General features: G+C 54.9%; 18 protein-coding genes. 11 read left to right on the forward strand and 7 right to left on the reverse strand.

Translation table 11 applies throughout. The features are described 5' to 3' along the window. Positions 1-19: 19 nt before the first annotated feature. Positions 20-799: a methyltransferase domain-containing protein gene (locus JNJ77_06200; protein ID MBL8822162.1), complete on the forward strand. Its 780-nt coding sequence runs from the start codon at positions 20-22 to the stop codon at positions 797-799. Between the two features lie 138 nt (positions 800-937). Here the strand turns inward: JNJ77_06200 and JNJ77_06205 are convergent, their stop codons facing one another. Further along, positions 938-1,858, reverse strand: coding sequence for a hypothetical protein (locus JNJ77_06205; GenBank protein MBL8822163.1), 921 nt, complete (start codon positions 1,856-1,858; stop codon positions 938-940). A gap of 112 nt (positions 1,859-1,970) precedes the next feature. On the opposite strand from JNJ77_06205, the gene hisH reads away from it, so the two are divergent. Further along, complete coding sequence (gene hisH, locus JNJ77_06210; GenBank protein ID MBL8822164.1) at positions 1,971-2,579, forward strand: imidazole glycerol phosphate synthase subunit HisH; 609 nt, start codon at positions 1,971-1,973, stop codon at positions 2,577-2,579. Positions 2,580-2,722: 143 nt separating this feature from the next. Here hisH and JNJ77_06215 read toward each other — a convergent pair whose 3' ends face one another. Together JNJ77_06215 and JNJ77_06220 are read right to left on the reverse strand one after the other, a co-directional pair. Then, a complete protein-coding gene (locus tag JNJ77_06215) occupies positions 2,723-3,589 on the reverse strand; it encodes a bifunctional NADP-dependent methylenetetrahydromethanopterin dehydrogenase/methylenetetrahydrofolate dehydrogenase (protein MBL8822165.1) in 867 nt (288 codons plus the stop codon). 190 nt (positions 3,590-3,779) lie between these two features. Beyond that, on the reverse strand, positions 3,780-4,658 hold the full coding sequence (locus JNJ77_06220; GenBank protein ID MBL8822166.1) for a hypothetical protein: 879 nt from the start codon (positions 4,656-4,658) through the stop codon (positions 3,780-3,782). Between the two features lie 525 nt (positions 4,659-5,183). Between JNJ77_06220 and JNJ77_06225 the strand changes: the two genes are divergently transcribed. The 7 genes from JNJ77_06225 to JNJ77_06255 all read left to right on the forward strand — a co-directional run bounded on the left by JNJ77_06225 (position 5,184) and on the right by JNJ77_06255 (position 11,531). Next, positions 5,184-6,758 (forward strand): AAA family ATPase, encoded by a 1,575-nt coding sequence (locus JNJ77_06225; protein ID MBL8822167.1) that lies wholly within the window; start codon positions 5,184-5,186, stop codon positions 6,756-6,758. 273 nt (positions 6,759-7,031) lie between these two features. After that, complete coding sequence (locus tag JNJ77_06230) at positions 7,032-7,526, forward strand: hypothetical protein (GenBank protein MBL8822168.1); 495 nt, start codon at positions 7,032-7,034, stop codon at positions 7,524-7,526. Positions 7,527-7,528: 2 nt separating this feature from the next. After that, entirely contained in the window at positions 7,529-8,353 is an 825-nt protein-coding gene (locus JNJ77_06235; GenBank protein ID MBL8822169.1) for a hypothetical protein, read from the forward strand. Next, positions 8,350-9,303 (forward strand): hypothetical protein, encoded by a 954-nt coding sequence (locus tag JNJ77_06240; GenBank protein MBL8822170.1) that lies wholly within the window; start codon positions 8,350-8,352, stop codon positions 9,301-9,303. The genes JNJ77_06235 and JNJ77_06240 overlap by 4 nt, the downstream gene beginning before the upstream one ends. Positions 9,304-9,323: 20 nt before the next feature. Then, positions 9,324-9,800, forward strand: coding sequence for a hypothetical protein (locus tag JNJ77_06245; protein MBL8822171.1), 477 nt, complete (start codon positions 9,324-9,326; stop codon positions 9,798-9,800). Positions 9,801-9,830: 30 nt separating this feature from the next. Then, complete coding sequence (locus tag JNJ77_06250) at positions 9,831-10,529, forward strand: 16S rRNA (uracil(1498)-N(3))-methyltransferase (GenBank protein MBL8822172.1); 699 nt, start codon at positions 9,831-9,833, stop codon at positions 10,527-10,529. Positions 10,530-10,532: 3 nt separating this feature from the next. Beyond that, positions 10,533-11,531: a phosphoglycerate dehydrogenase gene (locus JNJ77_06255; protein MBL8822173.1), complete on the forward strand. Its 999-nt coding sequence runs from the start codon at positions 10,533-10,535 to the stop codon at positions 11,529-11,531. 289 nt (positions 11,532-11,820) lie between these two features. On the opposite strand, the gene dusB is transcribed toward JNJ77_06255, so the two are convergent. Continuing rightward, positions 11,821-12,876, reverse strand: coding sequence for a tRNA dihydrouridine synthase DusB (dusB, locus tag JNJ77_06260; GenBank protein ID MBL8822174.1), 1,056 nt, complete (start codon positions 12,874-12,876; stop codon positions 11,821-11,823). A 143-nt stretch (positions 12,877-13,019) separates the two neighbouring features. On the opposite strand from dusB, the gene ychF reads away from it, so the two are divergent. Then, positions 13,020-14,048 carry a redox-regulated ATPase YchF gene (gene ychF / locus JNJ77_06265; protein MBL8822175.1) on the forward strand — a complete coding sequence of 343 codons (1,029 nt, stop codon included), beginning with the start codon at positions 13,020-13,022 and terminating at the stop codon, positions 14,046-14,048. 435 nt (positions 14,049-14,483) lie between these two features. Here ychF and JNJ77_06270 read toward each other — a convergent pair whose 3' ends face one another. Together JNJ77_06270 and JNJ77_06275 are read right to left on the reverse strand one after the other, a co-directional pair. Further along, entirely contained in the window at positions 14,484-16,040 is a 1,557-nt protein-coding gene (locus tag JNJ77_06270) for a DUF1254 domain-containing protein (GenBank protein ID MBL8822176.1), read from the reverse strand. Positions 16,041-16,131: 91 nt separating this feature from the next. Continuing rightward, positions 16,132-17,625 (reverse strand): DUF1254 domain-containing protein, encoded by a 1,494-nt coding sequence (locus JNJ77_06275; protein MBL8822177.1) that lies wholly within the window; start codon positions 17,623-17,625, stop codon positions 16,132-16,134. A 176-nt stretch (positions 17,626-17,801) separates the two neighbouring features. Here JNJ77_06275 and JNJ77_06280 point away from each other — a divergent pair, with 176 nt between their 5' ends. Next, the gene (locus JNJ77_06280) at positions 17,802-18,752 is read left to right on the forward strand and encodes an AraC family transcriptional regulator (GenBank protein MBL8822178.1); all 951 of its coding nucleotides are present in this window, start codon (positions 17,802-17,804) and stop codon (positions 18,750-18,752) included. Positions 18,753-18,775: 23 nt separating this feature from the next. Here the strand turns inward: JNJ77_06280 and JNJ77_06285 are convergent. Continuing rightward, the coding region (locus JNJ77_06285; protein MBL8822179.1) for a carbohydrate porin at positions 18,776-19,877 on the reverse strand (1,102 nt) is incomplete at its 5' end.

Raw genomic sequence — 19,877 nt, forward strand, 5'->3', positions numbered from 1 at the left:
AGAAATCGAGATATCGCCGATGCCAGACCTGGAATCAATATCGCGGGAGAGTGACTGGGGTGTGCCACTGCCCGGGGAGATCGTACCGCCGGAACAGCAGGCCCATACTCATCTGAAGCGATTGCCTTTGGGACAATTTCAGGTTGCAGCCGTCTTTGGACACAATGCCCGGCTGGTCGTCGATCTGTGTTGTGGCAACGGGCGTTCTGTCATACAGCAAGCGCTGGCTCACCCCGAGAACGTCTATTTGGGAATTGATATTTTCAATGGGTCCATTCGCCACGCGGTTCGCCGGGCTAATCGCCGGGGGTTGCATAACGTCCGTTTTGCGGTAGCTGATGCGCTGGAAGTGGTGAGTCGATTGCTGGGCGATGCGATGGTTGCCGAACTGCATCTCTATCATCCGCAGCCGGTATATGACCTGGCCCAGGCACACAAGCGATTGCTCACGCCGCGGTTTCTGTTGCACGTGCATCGGGTGCTCAAAGCTGATGGCCGTTTCATTCTGCAGACCGATCATCCAGCTTACTGGACTTACCTGAAGCAGATTCTGCCTCTTTACTTTCACGTTCAGGAATATGACACACCCTGGCATGATGCACCGGAGGGCAGAACCCGTCGGGAAATCCTCGCCCGCCAGATGGGGCTGCCCATCTTCCGTGCTGAGTGCATGCCACTCGCCAACCTGGATCGACAACAAGCCCTGGAGCAGGCAGATCAACTGCCGCTACCCCGTTTTGATGCTGATAGAAGACTGCAGGCACTCGATGAACGGGAGAAGGATGACTCTGGATTGTAGTCCTCTCTCTCCGAGAGAGGACAGCGATGGTGAGTGCACATTAAACGAAGAGATGATCGAGACGGACGCCTGTCTCCGCATCATCACTCGGAGAGTGATGACTACAATATTGCTCACCCCTGACCCCTCTACTCTCGTTTAATACTTCCACTCCATCCTGAAGAATGGGCCGTGGTAATCGAACTGCTGGCTGCCACTGCCTTCCATCACTGCCAGGTCCTTGAAGAACCAGGTCTCATACAGGTAGCCTGCGGAGAAACTCAATCGGTCGCAATACTGAGGCGGAGCGTAGCGTAAGGCAAGCTGGGCCCCGGTATGCCAGACGATACCACCTTCGGATCGCTGTGCTTCATCATAGTCGAATTCGCCATCAATCACCGATTCAATGGTGGCACGGGCACGGTAACTGCCCCACTGAATACCTGCATCGACCAGACCACTCAGCGACAAGCCCGTATCAGCCCAGGGCAACTCCATGCGTAAACCAGCGCGAGGGCCTGCTCCGATGAACTGCTGTCTCCAGCGCACATCAATGTAGCTTGGATCGAATGAAACAAAATCGAATCCATAGAAGTCCTGGAAATCAGAGACCGTCAGACGTGCCGACAGATCCCATCGTGCCCGAATGACCGACAGCAGCGGAAACACTTCTGACTGTACACCGAAATCGACGGCATGCAATTCGGTCGAACGGTAGAACGAAAACAGGGTATCGGTAAACGGCTCATACGCCTGCTGATTCGAATCGCTGTACAGTCCTCGATATCCAATGTAAGGGTTCCAGGCACCCCGGTTCAGCGTGCCAAATTCAAACCGTGGCGACAACGTCCAATCGACATTGGAGGAAAATGCCGGGCCACCATCCATCGACGGATTGGTCAGCCGAGGCTGCACCACCGCAAAATCGAGGTTGAAATAGTAGCTGGGCAGATACGTCTCTTCGATCATTGGCGATGGGAGTGAGCGCACTTCGACAGGGGTCAAAGAGCCCTCCTGTGCCCACAGGCTGACAGCAGTTCCCAGAAGGATGCAGGTGGCAAGCAATGTTCTCATCATCATCCAGACTCCGCGGCAAACATACATGGACCGCCGACATAGCGAATGGATGATTTTTTCGCAAGGGGAGATTGGGGAGACGTTGCGATGTTTGATCAACTCATACACTACCCCCATGAAACTGGTCATTCTTGATTACGGCATAGGCAATTTGCGCAGTGTGCAGAAAGCCTTTGAAAAGGCAGGCGTTGCTGCTTCACTCTCCAGCGATCTGCAGCAGATTGCCGAAGCTGATCGCCTGGTGCTGCCTGGCGTGGGGGCCTTCAGCGACTGCATGGAGAAGTTCACCGCAGCGGGCATGCGTGAACCGGTATTGCGACATCTACAACAGGATAAGCCGTTCCTGGGCATCTGTGTCGGCATGCAGATGCTGTTCACCCGCAGCCACGAGAATGGCCTGCATGATGGCTTGAAGGTGCTCGCGGGTGAAGTGGTTCGCTTTCCACAGCGTGAAGGGTACAAGGTGCCGCACATGGGCTGGAATCAGGTGCGGGCTGTCAACCAGAACCCGTTCTGGATCCACTTGAAGCAACCTGCCTGGTTTTATTTTGTGCATTCATATTACTGTGTGCCGGGCGATGCCTCGGTGGTGGCACTGGAAGCCGATTACCCGGAACCGTTTTGTGCCGCAGTGCAGCGTGGCAGAATGCTGGCAACGCAGTTTCACCCGGAAAAGAGCCAGCAGGCTGGCTTGGCGTTGATCAAGCAGTTTGTGGAGATGTGATTCCCTTCTCCACCTTGGAGAGAAGGGTTAGTGATGAGGGGTTCTCAATAGTATTTAACCATGTCGATTAACTAATCTGGTTAAACACGAGGTGAAGCCCCTCACCCCCGGCCCCTCTTCCCACGGGGGAGAGGGGAGACAAATTACAGACTCGCTGACAGGGCGTAGATCGCTTCGGTATCGAGAATCAGTTTGTTCGAAGTAAACAGTTGGGCGATGGCGGCTTTGTGCAGCTTCATCTTCAGCCCGCCAACACCGAGGGCACCGTAGCAGGTCACCTTGTTGCGCGAGACACCTGCATCCATCACTTCCACACCTTCAATACCCGTAGGTGGTACTGCATTCAGGTCAATCATCACCTTGATAGTGGAGGAGGCTTGCCAGAGCCGGGCATCGAGAATCTGTTTGCCTGCCGGGCCTGCTGCGATCACCAGTGCAGCGCGGTTTACTGCTTCGTTCAGCGGCGCTTCTTCCAATGGTACTGCGGAAACCTCAGCACTGGGTACTTTCTCCAAAACATGCTTCACGGCATCCTCTGCCTTCGACAATCGGCGGTTGGCGACTTGTACTACCGCCCCTGCCTGGGCTAACAATAGCGCTGCACGCACGCCGACAGCCCCTGCACCCATCACCAGTGCCGTGGTCTGCGGCAGATCGAGATGCCTCGTCGCTGATCGCACTGCCGCTGCTGCTGTGGTGTTGGAACCATTGGGATCGAGCATGATCGAAACCGACAGGCCAAACTGAGGCAGCAGATGCTGTTTGGCTTCAGCCAGCAGCGTCTCCGCCTGGGCGACATCCGAACCGCCTATGAAGATGGCAGTGCGTGCCAGGTCTTTCGGACCACGGGTGAAGATGCACCCATGCACCATGTTCTGCACCTGTTCCCTGGTAACCTGCCCGTAGCTGAAGAGTTCATCCACGCCGGCATCGATGGCCACCACTCTGTCGAACACGCTGGCCTGCTGGTCGCCATCGAGTTGAATCAGGATTTTCCGTTTGTCGCTCATGGTGCCTGCTTTTGCTGATGTAATTCTCCCCCTTACCAAGGGGGAGCTAGAGGGGGTTGAGGCTTCGGAATCTCAACCCCACCCAGCCTCCCCTTCGTAAGGGGAGGAGAAGTACTACAGGCAATGTAAATGCTAACGCCCTGTCGATCAAGACAGGGCGCTAGTTGACGTGGTGATGGAAACGTCGGAACTATTCAGGAATCGCATGCTTGGCCAGCGTGGCTGTCACGGGCTTCCAGGTTGAGGTGTTGCTGGTGATACGATCAGGTCGGGGAGTTACCGGTGGATAGTTGACTGCAGCAGGAGCGCGGCCGGTGCCATTGGCAGGCAGGTTGCCATTCTGACGATAGAGCGGGCTATCGGTGCCAGTGGTGGGTGCTCGCTGTTCCTGAACGCCAGCAGCAGGTGCCCGGTTTTCCTGTACGCCCGGAGGAGGCATGAAGGTCTGCGGAGCAGGTTGTGCAGGAGCAATCGTCGCATTCACGGGAGGATTGCTGGTCCAGGGGCCAACGACGGGTGCGGGAGCAGCAGGGGTTACAGTCGTCTGTGGTTCGTAGTAGGTCATCTGACGGTACTGTGTCACAGGCACCATCTGGGTTTTCTGAACATAGGTGGTGACAGGAGTGGTCTGTGCCTTCAACTGATAGGAAGTCTGTGGTGTAGCTACGGTCTGGTAGGAACAGTTGCAGGGATCGTAAGCATAGCTGTAACGGTAGCTGGTGACCGGCTCGTAGTAGTAGCTGGTGCGATACTCGGTTCGCGGTTCGGTAACCGTTTGAGGCTGATAGTTGGTGACCTGCTGATAGTAGGTGCGGGGCACATACTGGGTACACACGGTTGGAGGCGGTGTATAGTTGGCCACCACCGGTGGAGGAGCCACTGGCGTGGAGTTGCAGCAGGGTGAAGGTGGCGGGGGTGCCACGTAGTAAACGGTTTGAGGCTGCTTCTTTCGGAAGCAGGTCAGTTCAAAAGGGCTTTGCCAGCCAGCCTGGGCAGGGACAGCCAGTGAGAGTCCAATCACCGCCAGCAGGGCTCGCATGCTCCAGAGCGTGATTCGCATAGTCGTCACAGTAATTACCTCCGAAGGGCGAATCGTCGTGAATCGCCTACTTCTGCTCAAGTTCCGTGGGAAGCATCTTCCGCACACAGATACATCATGGGGTAGGAAGGGGTATGACTTCAAGCGATGCAACCCCGGAATTACACATTTTCTTGAAAATGCATGTGCAACAAAACGGATTGAGCATAACGGGGAGGATTAGCTAAACTTTGCAGACTGCGCAGGCAGGCTGAAACACATTCGTTGCGGGTATTTCTTGACTATTTTAACGAATGATTTTTGGGTACGTCTGAGTGGAATAATCGTTACAGTTTAACAGTGGTATGGGTTGCGAAAATGCAAGGAGCCGCGCATGAAGTAAGCAGGCCCCTGTTTTAGCTCCGTAAGGAGCGTCGGATATTAGCCAGGGGTGACCGAAGGGAACCCCTGGTTGAGGAATTGAAATAATTCACCTGGCACCCTGAAGGGGTGTTGTGGACAAATTTGTAGAATGTGATGTCGCTTATAGCATGATCGTTGATGAGGAGTAAGCAAATGCAAATCGATGTGACGCTTAAAAACTATCGTTGCTTTCCGGATAGATACCCAGCTAAATTCTCGCTTAGGGAAGGCACGTGGTCTGCCTTTCTAGGTGTCAATAATGTAGGAAAATCTGCGGTTTTTCGATTTCTATATGAGATGCGGAATCGGTACGACCAATTGAAAAACCAAGCTTCATTATTACAGTCACTCAAAAAAAAGAATTTAGATGGAGGTTACCTAAATTTACGTGATCCTTCTGAGATATTTCATGATCAGAATGAACGAGACATATCTTGTGAATTTCAGTTTCAGATCAGTGGCATGGGTAGCAGTATCGAGCTTTCTTTTTCTCGCGTTGATCAACACGTGCGAGTTTCAAAAATAAATGGTGTCGTTGTATCTTTCGAAGCGGGTAACGACTGGAATTTGCAGACAGGAATGGAGCTAAGTTTAGGATCGGCTCAATTCGGCTCGGTTGCGTCTATTCTTCAAGGATTCTCGATTCTAACAAAAGTGATTTATATTGGTGCGTTCAGAAATATTCTCAATATTGGAGGCAATGATCAATACTACGATATCCAAGTCGGTGACCAGTTTGTCATGCAATGGGATCGAATGAAGAATGGAAACACAAAATCTGGCAATAGAGCATGTATCGAAGTAGAACACTCGATCAAACGACTGCTTGGATTTAATTCGCTAAGTATCAACGCAGCAGAAGGAAGAACGCTTCAAGTTGTAATAAATGACCGCCCTTACAAATTACACGAGTTGGGATCTGGCATTGCTCAACTTATTCTGGTTCTAGTTAACACTGCTGCACAAAAACCATCCTACGTAATGATTGATGAACCAGAACTAAGTTTGCATCCTTCACTTCAACTAGATTTCATTTCCGAATTAGGGAAAATCGCAACACATGGGGTGCTTTTCTCCACTCATAACGTCGGCTTAGCTAGATCATGTGCTGATACCATTTATTCGGTTACAAAGTTAAGTGACGGAGTCAGCACAGTAACACAATATGATGCTACTCCCAATCTACCTGCATTTCTCGGCGAACTGAGCTACTCCAGTTATCAAGCATTAGGGTTTGAAAAAATCCTTCTCGTTGAAGGTGTCACTGATGTGCGCACCATGCAGCAGTTTCTTCGTAAGTTGCATTCGGATCACCGCATCTTATTGATTCCATTGTGTGGCAACTCGCTTATTGATCAAAATCGTGAATATGAGATAGTTGAACTCAAACGCATCTGTAAAAACGTTGCAGCATTAATCGATAGCGAGAAAGACGGCCCTGATAAGGAACTTGATCCAAGGAGAAACGCATTTCTAGCAATGTGTAAAAAGAACGGCATCAATGCTAAGGTACTCGATTACAGAGCATCCGAGAATTACCTTACTGACAGAGCGGTCAAGGCCATCAAGGGTGAAAGTTACAGAGCACTCAAATCATTTGAAAAACTAAAGGCCCTCGAACCACACTGGTCGAAAGAAGAGAATTGGAAGATCGCAGCCGAAATGTCTAGAGAAGAAATTGCACAAACTGACCTTGGACAATTTCTTTCAAGTCTTCATCAGGGTTGAACCAACACCCATTCAGGGTGCTGGGAGAATTCATTTTGACTTCTTACCAGGGGTTCCCTTCGGTCACCCCTGGCTAATATCCAACGCTCCTATCGGAGCTAAAACCGGAACGGCTCTACATTTCACCAACAACACATTACGTCTCACTCATCTTTCGATGCTGCCTGCACTTATTCAGAGTGATTGATTTCGCTGTCCGATTTCGCCTCGCGACTTCTCAGCACCGGTAGAGAACGCCAGTGGCGTTTTCCCATTCCGAGGGGGAGGTGTCGCATGGTGCAGCAGCCGGTGGTGGGTACGTTTCTGGTGGTGCTCTGTTCCCTCGTCGGGGCGGGGGTGGCCACGCAGATTGAAGAGCGGACGCGGCTCTTGGTGCTGGCCCAGGCTATCCTGTCGCCGGAACATCCTACCGTGTTGCGGGATTGTCTGAACTTTCTCTGGGTTGCTGGTGGGGCCATCCTGGGTGGTTATGTAGCGGTAGCCCTGCGTCAGGTTACGGGTCTGTTTCATATCGTTCGCAGCTTTGCAGTTTCAGTAGCAACGGCATTGGCTGTCACGCCTTATGTTCTGGTCACTTGGTTTGGCTCCTCTCTTTCTGCTGAAGCCTGTTTCATCCTCGGTTTTCTGTTTGCGGTTGCAGCCTGGCTGGCCTGGGAAGTTCTCGGCATCGTGGCGCTCCGTATCAAGCGGGCAGCACGCCTGCACGGCTGGTCTGGTGTGAAACAGGAACTGCTCGGCAAACCCACGCAAAACTCAACGGAGAAATAACCATGTGCTGGAGGTATTGGCTGATCTGGCTGCTGTGGCCTGCGTGCCTGCAAGCCCAGGTGACCATCGGCGAAAGGGCAGGGGATGCATCTGCTCCACTGCAACGTACCAGTGTCAAGGCACTGTCACTGGCGGTTGGAGAGTTTGAAATCATTGAACCCGCGCCAAGTGTAACCGGTCCACTGCTCTGGCTGACTTCTCAGACAAGCTGTGTGCAGACGCTTCACGTTGCACCGCAGCAGACCCTGGCCATCTGGATGAAACGGCGGGGAGAAGCGACTGCCAGGCTGCATCATTTTCCTGCTCGCACCGTGTCGTGGATCATTGTCATCGGAGTTCAGCCTGGCCAGTCATCGGTGATGGTGATCCGTAATGGGGCCAAGGCGGATCAGCCGCCGGAGCTGGTTGATCAAGTGGAGGTGAGCGTGGGTGGGCCGGCTCCAATGCCACCCACGCCACCTGTGGATGATGCACTGGTGAAAGCGTTGCGAACCGCCTTTCAACGCGATCAACAAGCCGGACTGGCATCGAAACCCTGGTTGCTGGCTTTAGCGGAAGTTTATCAAACCGCCTCACGCGATTCGCTTACTTCTGTCCAGACTGTTGGAGAACTAGACACCCACCTCAACAACGCCCGTCTCAAGGCAGGCATTCCTGAAGCAGACAAGACTCTGCCCGCGCTACGTGAGTGCATCCGCCAGGAATGGCTTGCTTATCTCATGATCACCGATGCCGACCATGCAGTCGTTCTCACACCTGAAACCCGTCGAGCAGCCCAACAGTTTCTTGCCCGTCTCGCCCGTGCATTGGAGGTGATTGCACCATGACTTACTTACCTTCCTTTGGACGCTGGGCTGACCCGGCACACACCGAAGCGTTCTTTGCATCGCAACCTGACCCGACCATTCGCCAGGCAGCGCCGCAGTTGTTCCAGCAGGATGACGATGCCGACGTTGACCTGTGTGTTCTCTACGAACAGGTGACCGGCAAGCGCTGGAACAGCCTGAACCAGAACCCGCGTGGTTTCTGTGTTGGTTTCGGCAACGCCAAGATGGCTTCGCTCACATTGGCGATGATGGCCTATGCCCGCGAGATTGATTGGCCCGGCGCTGATGTCGCCATCGAACCGATCTACGGCAGCTCGCGGTATGAGATCGGCAGATTGAAACATGGCTCGTCGCTCCATCGTGGCGGCGATGGCTCCGTTGGCTCGTGGGCTGCAGAGTGGTTGCTCGAATATGGCGTACTGCTCATGAAGCCGTATGGCCGAGTGGATTTATCTTTCTATCGCCTGGAGCGGTGTGCACTGTACGGCGAACAGGGCGTGGATGACAGCATTGAGGATGATGCCCGCCTGCACCCGCTGCAGAAGATGACCTTATGCGAGCACGCGGAAGATGCCTGGCACCTGATCGGACAGCTACACCCGGTGGTGCATTGCTCCAACCAGGGTTTTTCGATGCGTCGGCAATCAGATGGCATTTGTTCCGCTATCGGTAGCTGGGCTCATTGTGCCGGGTGGAGTGGACGATTCACTTTGCCTGGTGGTACTCGCGTGCTGCGTTACGACAACTCGTGGGATGGCAAAGCCGATGGCAGTGGATATCTTGGTCAGCCAATTACAGTACCTGGCCGCAATGGCCCAATTGCTCTCAATGGCAACCAGTTCCTGGTGCCTCTGGAAACGGTGCAACGCATGTGTCGTTCCGGTCGAGAGACTTATGCCATGACTGGCCCGCTCGGCTTTACGTTGCGACGTCCCCTTTTTCTTATTTGAACTTTTTTGTGAGGTGTCCTATGCCGTGGAATTTCGGTTCGCTCGTTCGTTTTGATGCCAGTCTGCTGGATAAAGTCAAACTGCGAAGATGGCTGGTGGAAGGGGCTCAACTGCTCGAACCGGCCATCATCACGCCAGGCAACATTGACAAGCTGCTGTTCGACCATTTGGATGATGTATTTCAGCGGATTGTTGACGCCATCGCCAGTTCGGAAGGCACACTTCTGGTAGGCAGTGATGGTGACCTGTTGCTGGCGGGTGAATTGCCCGTGAGTGCCGCGGAGCTGAGCCAATATCTGGCCAGCTTTGCCAACCTTCCAGAGGCATCGCGGGAAATATTGAAGGAGCATCCACGATTGATGCGTCGATTGCAGCAGTTCAGCCGGGCTGATCAGGAGTTGATTGTCGGTCAGCCGTTTCTGCTGATAGCGCTGCAACTGCTGCTGCCTTTGCTGTTTCAGTTGTTGTTCAATCGGTTTCGGAAGAATGTGGTGTAACATATGCTGGCGCTCCGCTATGTTAGCAGCATGTCGGAGCGTTTTTTTGTTGCTGAAAGTTTGTCGCCTGGCCCGGTCTCCATTACCGGGCCAGAAGCACATCACATGGCCCAGGTTCTGCGCCTCAAACCAGGCAACTCCATCGTTCTCTTTAATGGCGATGGCCACGAGTACCCCGCCAGCGTCGAGAGCGTTCAGAAAAACCTGGTGCAGGTAACGGTACTTTCGATACACACTCCACTTCGTGAACGCTCCATTTCCCTCACCATTGCCTGCCCGGTCCCCAAGGGTGATCGTACCCAGTTTCTGATCGAGAAACTAACTGAACTGGGCGTGCATCGTTTCATACCACTGAAAACCCAGCGAAGCGTAATTCACCCGGGCGAGGGGAAGCTCGACAAGCTGAATCGCTACGTGGTGGAAGCGTGTAAACAATGTGGCCGCAATGTGCTGATGTCCATCGAACCGATGATGAGCTGGCAGGATGTAGTGACAGATTCAACTCTGCCTGATCTTCGCCTGGTTGCAGATGCGTCGGGGAATGAGAGAATCTCACTCACGAACCATGCAAAGTCGGCTATGATTGCCATCGGGCCTGAAGGTGGCTGGACTTCGGATGAAATCCTGCTGGCCAGGGAGCATCGCTGGAAGTTAGTCACGTTGGCCCCTGCCATATTGCGTTTGGAAACGGCTGCACTGGCTGCAGCGGTGCTGGCCCTGGAAGGATAAATCATGCCTCGCGTTCTGATTACACCGACCACGCTCAAACATATCCATCACGATGGCCCGCACATGGCCCTGTTGCGTAAAGCCGGGATTGAAATCGTCACGCCGCCGGAGCCTTGGGATCATCAACTGGTGGAAGAAGAAGTGATCCAGTTGCTGCATGGCATCGATGCAACAATTGCCGGCATGGAGCCTTACACGGAAAGGGTATTTGCAGCCCATCCTCAGTTGAAGGTGGTTGCAAGGGTGGGCGTGGGTTACGATGCGGTGGATGTCGCTGCTGCCACCCGGCATGGCGTAGCAGTCACTATCACACCAGGCACCAATCATGAAACGGTGGCAGAACTCACCTTCGCTCTGCTGCTGGCGTTGACCAAACAGATCACCACGGACGACCGGCAGATGCGGCAAGGCATCTGGCATCGCCATGTCACCATTCCGGTACGAGGCAGCACGCTGGGCATTGTTGGTTTGGGTCGCATTGGTAAAGCAATTGCCGTGCGGGCACAAGCCTTCGGCATGAAGGTGCAAGCTTTCGAGGTGCAGCCGGATCAGGAATTTGTCAAACAACAAGGCATTCGACTGGTTGACCTGCCTACCCTGTTGCAGACGTCGGATGTCGTCAGCCTGCATGCACCCGCCACGCCGGAAACCAAGCATCTCATCAATCGGCAGACTCTCGCGATGATGAAGCCTACTGCTTTCCTGATTAACACCGCGCGAGGCGGATTGATTGATGAGCCCGCGTTGGTGGAAGCACTCAAGAACGGTAAGCTCGCTGGTGCCGGGCTGGATGTTTTTGCTGAGGAACCACCGGCCAAGGATCATCCTTTTTATCAACTCGATAACATCGTGATGACTCCACACACCGGCGGCACTGATACCAAGTCACGAATCGATATGGCCGAGCTGGCAGCCAAGGCCGTGGTCGAATTGCTGGCAGGCCGCTGGCCGGAGGAGCTTGTTGTGAATAAGGACGTTCGTGTGAGTTATGCCAGGAAGTGAGAATAGTGGATGTCATTTGAACACAAGTGGGAGTGTCTTAATCCAGCGAGGTCTTAGTCCCGTGAGGGACGTCGGATGGTAGCCGGTGGCGCAAGCCACCGGTAAAATCCAAAACGGGTGAAAAGCCCCGAATGGGGCGCTGGAAATAGAACGCTCATCCCGAGCACCCTTTCAGGGCTTGAAGAGTTTAACGATCTTCTTCCAGGGGCTAAAGCCCCTGGCTAACATCGGGTCGCCCCTTCGGGGCTGCACCGTTAACATCCATCCACCGCTAACCGCTTTCAAACTTTTACCACCGCTCATTCGGCCCGCTCGGCACCTTGATGGCGTGTTCCAGCTTCGATGGTTCATCGAGATGTTCGCCCACGGTTGTTTCGATCTCAGCAACAATCTCGTGCAGTTCTGCAACCGATTTCACCATACCCAGGCGTATCTGCAATGGCTTGCCCATCGGGATAGCTTTGCCATACCAGCCACACATTTTGCGGAACGACAGGCAGCCGAACCATTCTCCGCGCAGTTGCACTAAACTGAGAAAGTGTTTTACCATGAAACGTAGATGCTCGCGGTTGGTGGCACAGGGCAACACTTCGCCTGTTTCATCGTAATGCTTCAGTTGTGTGAAGAACCAGGGGTTGAGCAACGCACCCCGGCCAATGGCGATGGCTGCACATCCCGTTTCATGAAACATCTTCTGTGCGTCAGCAATGGTGCGAACATCACCGTTGCCTAGAACGGGAATCTGTTTCACTGCTTCGACTACTTTGCGAATGCCGGCATGATCGACCTTGCCGCCAAAGCCCTGTGATCGCGTTCGGCCATGAATGGTGATGGCTGCTACGCCTACGTCTTCAAAGGCACGAGCGAAGTAGGGTGCACTCAAGGTGGTGGGATCCCAGCCGAGTCGCATTTTCACCGTGACGGGAATGCGAACACTTTTGACCACTTCACTGACCAGGGTAACTGTAGCATCAGGATTGCACATCATAGCCGAGCCACCACCACCCTTGGTAACCTTGTGTACCGGGCAACCCATGTTGATATCGACCGCAGTGATGCCGTACCCTTCCAGCCACTGGGCAGCAGCGGATAAATGTGCTGCATCAGGGCCGTAAATCTGGATGGCCAGCGGCCTGTCGCCGGGTGCGGTGGCGAGCAATTCCATTGTTTTCGGCGTGCCCTTGAGCAAGCCGCGAGCGTTGACCAGATCACTGGTGGCCCAGCCTAGCCCGCCACATTCGCGAACTGCCATACGAAAAGCAACATTGGTGTAACCCGCCAGCGGTGCGAGGGCATAGCGAGTGGCGAGCGACAGCGGACCGATTTTTAATGGTGATTTCTGCATGGATTAAAGCTGTCGGCTTTCAGCTATCAGCTGTCAGCACGAACGATGAGTCTGTAATGTAATGGTTGTTGTATCATCATTACCCAGTTAAGTCGTCTGGCTGATAGCTGACGGCTGAAAGCTGATAGCTATTTGGAATTCCCATGAAAGTTGGCCTGGTTGGTTATTCTGGTTCAGGAAAAAGTACGGTATTCACCTGGCTCACAGGCGTTGCTCACGACCCGGCAGCGGCCCAGCGTGGCCAGACAGGCGTTGCTCGCATTCCCGATAGCCGACTGAATTGGCTCAGCGACCAATTCAAACCGAAGAAGACGACGTTTGCCACCTTGGAAGTGGTAGACACGCCGGGCCTGCTCGTGGGTGATACCAAGGATAACCCGCGCCGGCTGGCGATGATCCGTGAAGCAGATGGCTTGCTCGTAGTACTCAACGGGTTCGGCGGCGATCCGGTCAAGGAACTCGACAACTTCCGGGCTGACTGCATCCTGGCTGATCTGGAAATTGTCACCAACCGCATTCCCAAGCTGGAAGCACAGGTGAAGAAGCCCAAGCCCGCCAAGGAAAAAGAAGCTGATGAACTGGAGTTGGCCACGCTCCGCAAAGTGGTGGTAGAACTCGAAGCAGGCAAGCAGCTTTCCAAGCTCGATCTGAACGAAACGGAATCCAAGACCGTGCGTGCGTTTCAGTTACTCACGCTGAAGCCCGAACTGGTGCTGGTGAATCAGGGCGATGCCGGGCAGGCGATTCCGCCCAATCTGCTCATACATTCACCCAATGCCCTGGCAGCACCGGTCAAACTCGAGCAGGAATTGGTGGAACTCAGCGAAGAAGAACGCAAGAGCTTCATGGCAGACTTGGGCCTTACTGAGTTTTCCAAAGATAAAATCCTGCGTGGCATCTTCTATGGCATGGGTAGAATCGTGTTCCTGACCTGTGGCGAAGATGAATGCCGCAGTTGGGCGATTACCAAGGGCATCAATGCCCAGCAGGCAGCCGGCGCTATTCATACCGATCTATCGGCAGGGTTTGTGCGAGCGGAAGTAATTGGCTTTGACGATTATCAAAAAGTCGGATCGTTCAAGGAAGCCAAGACCAAAGGCGTGCTGCGCCTGGAAGGCAAAACGTACATCGTGCAGGACGGGGATATCATGAATATTCTGGCGAATAAGTGAGTGAACCGAGCCACGCACGAAGTAAGTGGTCGAAACTGATAGGCAGCCATAATTCCATCAAACTATGGCAAACGACCATTAGCCATCGGCTCGGGTAACATCGTTTGCCGGTACTCCGTCTAACGATGCCGGGGGGCTTCAAGTTGTCGAAACGTCAGCGTTACAAACTGTTGGAGGATTCGATCTGAACCTCTGGATAGTCGCCAGGATTTGTGAGAAGTTTGTCTACTATCACGAGAACCAGCTACCACAACTATCGAGCCACACGCACCGTGGGACCGGTTCCGATTCATGGGAAGACGCAAACCAACGAACCACGCCAAGAGTACAACTAAACCCCCTTCACGTGGTCACACCCTGGTCAGGTCCAGTACGACCAGACCAGGGGCCCGAGCTTGAGGGGTATTGCCGGGGTTCCATGTTGACAGTGAACTATCACTTCATCTTCACGAAGTCGCCCGGCTTCCATGTCTTCGTGAGCGCCGGTTCTGTTGGCCCGTAGAGGCGCAGAATGACGAAGTACCCTTTTCCGGGCACCGTGGCGAGCCAGTTCTTCTCCTTGCCCTCGGGTGCTTTCTGCCCGAAGTACAGGTCCGTGCTACCGTCCTCACTCTGGACCGGCTTGTCACGCGACCCGAGTGACGGGAACGGCTGGCCATTCGCAAGCCCTGAGGCGTTCTCGGCCTCGTACAGCGTCACCGACCAGAAGTTCGCGGCAGGCACGTCCTTCGGTAAGGTCACCTTGTAGTTCGTCCCGCCGGTCAGCGCTACGCCGTCACTATCGGTGAAGGCCATGACGTAGAACGCGCCCTTGCCCGGAATCTGCGAGAGCATGCCGGGGCTGACCGCGTAGTAGTTGGAGAAGAACCACGGCCGGCAATTGACATCGAGAGCCCCGCCGCGGTCCACGCGCCGCCAATTCAGGTCGAGCTTGCCGCTCGGGTTTTCGGCAGTCGCGTCGGCCATTGGGTTGATCCATCGTCGCTCGGGGTACATGCGGAGCGACCGCCCAGACACAACTTCATCGAATGCGTTTACCCGGCTCATCTTGTACGCAGTTTTCGCCGCGCGGTCGAGTATGCCCCGAGTCCGCTCATCGGGGTTGAATGGCTCGCCCTTCACGATGCCCAAGCCGGCGAGCATGCCCATCCAGTCCGAATCGGCCAGATGCGGGCCTTCCGCGTCCACCAGTTTCTTGAGTTGTTCGAATGCGCCAAAGTCGCTGCGGGGGAGCATGTTCGCAGGCACGCCCGAGGCGTCAGGGAACTTCATGGCCTTTGCCTCGCCCTTGAGCGGGTAAATCTTCGACTTCTCAATCAGGTCAACTGGCGGCTGCAGATTGCTGGCATCGGCGTAGAACGCCCGGAGGAAGATGAACACGTTGTTGGTACCCGAGCGGTAGACGAAGTGCCCTTCAGGCACGTCGCCCTTGTACCCTGGTGGCAGGAGCAGAAACTTGCCCCCCTTCCCCTGGTCCGGGCCGAAGAAACCGACGTCGCCGGCGTACTTGCCGCCATCGACGGGGATCGGCCGCTGCCAGAAGTCCAATAGGATGCCTTGCATCATGGGTGGGGCCTCGAACACCAGCGGGCCGTCCTTTCCCAGGTCGACGTAGCTCATCGCGTAGATCACGTCCGAGTTCGGCGTGGTCACCAGCGTCTTTGCATCGAGCCGCTTCTTCCACACCGGCAGGACGTTGTATCCTTCGCCGAACACTTTCTCCGAACCGGCCTTCATACCGAGGGTGTTGATGAGCGGCATCGCCCAGAGGTACGTCTGGGTAGCGCGGTGGTAGAGCATCTCATCGCGGAGGGCCTGTGCCGACTCCGCCGCAGCCCGGTTTTCCACGAACGGAAGGGCAGCGATTTTCGCCTGATGCTGAATGGATGCAGAGCTGCCTTGATCTTGCGCAATCGAAGCAGTCGGCAGCGAGCTGCTGGCGAAACAGCCAAGGATCAGACTCAACCTGGCCCAGCGGGAAACGAAAGTCATAGAAGCTAAACCCTTGAAGAGAGATGTGGGGATACACAATAACACTCACCGGCCGCGATCATTGTATTGCGACCGGTGAGCTGCAAGCATTTTATTTGACTCGAACAAGGTCCGGCAGCTTCCAGGTCTTCTTCCAGAACGGCTCGTCGGGGCCGTACAGCCGCAGCCAGATGTACGGCTTCTTGTCCATCGTCGGGATCCAGTTGGATTCCAGGCCTTCCGGAGCCTTCGGACCGACGTAGATGTCCACGCTCCCGTCGTCGTTGACCTTCATCTTGTCCTTGTCGAACGTCCCCAAGCCGGAGCGATCCTGCGGGTTATCAATGAAGCCCCAGTTGGCGTTGTCGTAGACCGTGATCGACCAGAACTGTTTGGCAGGGGTGTCCTTCGGGACTCGGATGCGGTACAGGCTGCCGGCCTCGAGCGGCTTGCCGTCTGTGTCGGCGATTGGCGCCAGGTATACTGTGCCGGCCTTCTCGTCGAGGACGGCCGGGTAGAAGGTGTAGAAGAACCAGCAGGCGGCCCGCTTGTCCACCTCCACGGCCCGATCGTTGACGAACTCGAAGCCTCGATTCTCGTCAGGAACCATGACGAAGGCCCACTTACGATCGGGCCACCACAGGTTCTTCTCGTGCAGGTCGCGGGTGAGCTTCTGGATGTAGTGGTAGGCATCGACGACGCCCCGCTCCATCGCCGCCTTCATCTTCGGCGACGGGTTGAACGGCTTGCCCTTCTCGATGCCGATCGTGGCCAGCATCCCGATCATCACCTTGTCCCGCGGCTCAACCGGTTCCACGCTGATGATGTCGTGGATGTCCTGCAGGGCGCGGATGTCGTAGTAGGGCAGCGTGTACACGGGGATGGGCAGCCCGTCCACGAATTTGGTCGGCTTGGGGTTAGCCGCATCGGCCAGCGGGTACATCTTCAGCGTCTTCGTGTAGGCGTAAGCATCGGCCGCCGTCGCCCCCTTCGCCGGGATGGAGCGAAAGACCAGGACGATGCGGTACGTCGAACTTCGGATCGGGAAATAGCCGTCGGGAATCTGTTCATTGTACCCGGGAGGGATGAGCAGATACTTGCCGCCCTTCCCCTTGTCCGCCCCGACAGGTCCGACCCCCGCGATGGTGGCTTCCCAGGCGTTGACGACCTGGCCGTACAGGCTGGCCTTCTCCGACACGGCAGGCACTTCCAGCACCACCGGCCCCTTGCGGAGGTCCGTCACCGCTGCGATGTAAGGTGTCGCCGTGTTGGCGGTGATGGCTTTGTGCTTCGTCCGCAACGTGTCCGAATACGCCAGGATGACGTTGTCTTCGACGCCCGGCAGGGCGAGCACTCCCTGGCGGAACCGCTGCATGGCCGACGCCGGCATGGCCCACACCACGGCCTCGAACGCGCGTTGGTAAGCGACCTGCTCTTCGAGATCGGGCACGGATTGTTTGGCGCCGGGGAGCGGCTGGCCGCCGGGCGTCTTGTCCTGCGCGGTCACGGCCTGCGTCAGGCAGGGGACGACGAGACAACCGAGAACCAGTGCGGTCCTGGCAAGGGAACACACCCATCTGACTGGCAGTGACCGGAACACGCGCATTCTCCTCGTGAATGAAAATTGAATCTAGGGAAGGTTAAACTAGCGAATATCGTTCTCTGGATTGAAATGTCTCTTATAAAGGTAAGCCGATAAAATAGTGGTGTCTACGTATTTTCGGCCACTTGCAGGTATGGCTATAAGCGGCGGATACGCGCTTTGACGCGCTCGGGATTAAGATGATACATCTCACCTTCACCGAATACGAAGCCTTCACCGACGCTATACGGGAAGCGTCCATGACGATGCGGATGAGTTGCCGAGAGGAGTCCAAATGGACGTTGCAGTACGCGACCGTCGGTTCCATACGCGTTCAACAAGGTTACGAAGGTGGTGGCAGCATTGCAGAGGGGGTAACTGGCAGCGATGGGTGGACTTTTTACCACCAAGCGAGGCCGGGCCACACCAACGGACAACTAACGACCAGGGATGAGGTTTTCCTGGCCCCACCGGAACGCGAGTTTTGCCTTGTCTGCCACCCAGCTCATGCCTGGCTCACGGTAACGATTCAGACTCCCTTATTGTTTGAATCAGCGCAAGAGTTAGAGTTTGCATCCTCCGCCAGACCCCAACTGCTCAAACCGCCGCCACCCTTTACTCGACAATTCACATCGCTGGTTCATCGTTTCTTCTCGGCTGCCGAATCCCGACCTCAGCTTCTGGGTTCCCCCGTTGCCTTGGACTCGTTTCAAACTGAATTACTGCTGGCAGCGAAGAATCTTTTCACGAGGTCTCAACTTTCCACAAGAGGTCACTTCGTTCGTTGGCATGAGCAAACGAAGGCAGCGGTAGAACTTGCCATGAGTCATGCTGACAACTCTCTCTCCATCCCAGACCTGGCTCGACAAAATGGCGTTCCGGAACGAACTCTCCGAACCGCCTTTCAACGATGCTATGGCCTCTCGCCAGTAGAGTTCCTTCGCTGTTATCGTCTGCATCAAGCCCGCCAACTACTTCTTCGTAGTTGTCCCGACGAGACGACCGTCACCCGGATTGCCTTCCGACTGGGTTTTTGGGATCTGGGGCGGTTCGCCGGTGCGTATCGGCGGCTCTTCGGCGAACGCCCCTCCGAGACACTTCAGAAGCCCTTTCCAGCATCAAACGGCGTACGGTTTAATCTGGCGCCTTGAGCAAAAGGCGCCATCACACATCATCAGAATTTGATGTTGAGTCGAAGACCGGCGACATATGCGGTATCACCAAGAGACGTGCCTGGCCGAATGACCTGAAAATCTGGCGTCAGGTTAACGGCAGGAGTCAGTTGGAAATTGTAAAAGACTTCGAGCCCCATGCCGTCGCGTGGGCCAAACAGAGCTTGTGGAATCGGACCAAACTCATCGCTCGCTCCCACATAAAAGCCACCAATACCAAAGGTATCACCACGGCAATGGGCGAAGGGACTATATCCACCGATTCCGCAACTCAGGAAGTAATGGATCGGTGTGGGATTGGCATCGCTGATGGATGCTCTTCCAAAGAGTCCCCAACCCCGTTTGGTTTCTTCTGAATAAACCTGCAGGTACTGATCAAATCCATAGTACAGCGTGTATGAACCCCAGCGCGTTGCAAAGCCCTGGACTGGCTTCTCCGGGTAATCGCCTGGAGGTGGTAGATTGAATTGCAAGTCGGTCATTTCCACATTCTTCCACAGTCCGCCGACGTGCTGTTCACCGGGAAGCGAGAAGAAGTTGGTTTTCACTTTCACCTCACCGCCCAGAATAATCCCCTTGGAAAAGAGATCGTCCACTCGCAGAAACTCGCGTGTCTGGTCCTGTGGATCCATCGCGAAGACTGTAATGGCTCCCCATTCACGCGGGCTGACCGCTCCGAATTGCATGGCCGAGTAAGGTAATGCCAGAAGAAAAGCAGGATTGGCAATCAATGCCTGATTCATGAATTGCGCGATACCATTTCCTCCCGCGAAATCATCCTGGTCTACTGCACCGATCACATTCTTCTTGCCCGCAAAGAGAACAAGTTCTTTCGAAAGTGGCTGAGTAAAGACAAAATCGGTGAGCATTGGGACGCCTTCCCGATCAGGCACGGGTGGCAAAGCTGCGGGAAAGATGGCGGGAGCAAAAGCGCCCGTACGCAGGCTGACATTACCGTATTCTCCCCACCAGTGCTGCAGACCAATCAGCAATTTTCCCTGGGGCATACCGCCAAATTTTTCCAGGTCCACGAGCGCTTGATACTCTCCACGACCCGTGTAGGCGAAGGCGTCTCCTTGTGCAAAGGGTGGCGGAACCGGTCGA

It is taken from the genome of Planctomycetia bacterium (genome assembly GCA_016795155.1).
Lineage (GTDB): Bacteria > Planctomycetota > Planctomycetia > Gemmatales > HRBIN36 > JAEUIE01.

Excerpts from the sequence above, each read along its gene's own strand:
- JNJ77_06255 (MBL8822173.1), top strand. The coding sequence starts at position 10,533 with ATGCCTCGCGTTCTGATTACACCGACCACGCTCAAACATATCCATCAC.
- ychF (MBL8822175.1), top strand. The coding sequence starts at position 13,020 with ATGAAAGTTGGCCTGGTTGGTTATTCTGGTTCAGGAAAAAGTACGGTA.
- JNJ77_06200 (MBL8822162.1), top strand. The coding sequence starts at position 20 with ATGCCAGACCTGGAATCAATATCGCGGGAGAGTGACTGGGGTGTGCCA.
- JNJ77_06275 (MBL8822177.1), bottom strand. The coding sequence starts at position 17,625 with ATGCGCGTGTTCCGGTCACTGCCAGTCAGATGGGTGTGTTCCCTTGCC.
- JNJ77_06270 (MBL8822176.1), bottom strand. The coding sequence starts at position 16,040 with ATGACTTTCGTTTCCCGCTGGGCCAGGTTGAGTCTGATCCTTGGCTGT.
- JNJ77_06240 (MBL8822170.1), top strand. The coding sequence starts at position 8,350 with ATGACTTACTTACCTTCCTTTGGACGCTGGGCTGACCCGGCACACACC.
- JNJ77_06225 (MBL8822167.1), top strand. The coding sequence starts at position 5,184 with ATGCAAATCGATGTGACGCTTAAAAACTATCGTTGCTTTCCGGATAGA.
- JNJ77_06205 (MBL8822163.1), bottom strand. The coding sequence starts at position 1,858 with ATGATGATGAGAACATTGCTTGCCACCTGCATCCTTCTGGGAACTGCT.
- JNJ77_06280 (MBL8822178.1), top strand. The coding sequence starts at position 17,802 with ATGATACATCTCACCTTCACCGAATACGAAGCCTTCACCGACGCTATA.
- hisH (MBL8822164.1), top strand. The coding sequence starts at position 1,971 with ATGAAACTGGTCATTCTTGATTACGGCATAGGCAATTTGCGCAGTGTG.
- JNJ77_06215 (MBL8822165.1), bottom strand. The coding sequence starts at position 3,589 with ATGAGCGACAAACGGAAAATCCTGATTCAACTCGATGGCGACCAGCAG.
- JNJ77_06250 (MBL8822172.1), top strand. The coding sequence starts at position 9,831 with ATGTCGGAGCGTTTTTTTGTTGCTGAAAGTTTGTCGCCTGGCCCGGTC.
- JNJ77_06245 (MBL8822171.1), top strand. The coding sequence starts at position 9,324 with ATGCCGTGGAATTTCGGTTCGCTCGTTCGTTTTGATGCCAGTCTGCTG.
- dusB (MBL8822174.1), bottom strand. The coding sequence starts at position 12,876 with ATGCAGAAATCACCATTAAAAATCGGTCCGCTGTCGCTCGCCACTCGC.
- JNJ77_06230 (MBL8822168.1), top strand. The coding sequence starts at position 7,032 with ATGGTGCAGCAGCCGGTGGTGGGTACGTTTCTGGTGGTGCTCTGTTCC.
- JNJ77_06235 (MBL8822169.1), top strand. The coding sequence starts at position 7,529 with ATGTGCTGGAGGTATTGGCTGATCTGGCTGCTGTGGCCTGCGTGCCTG.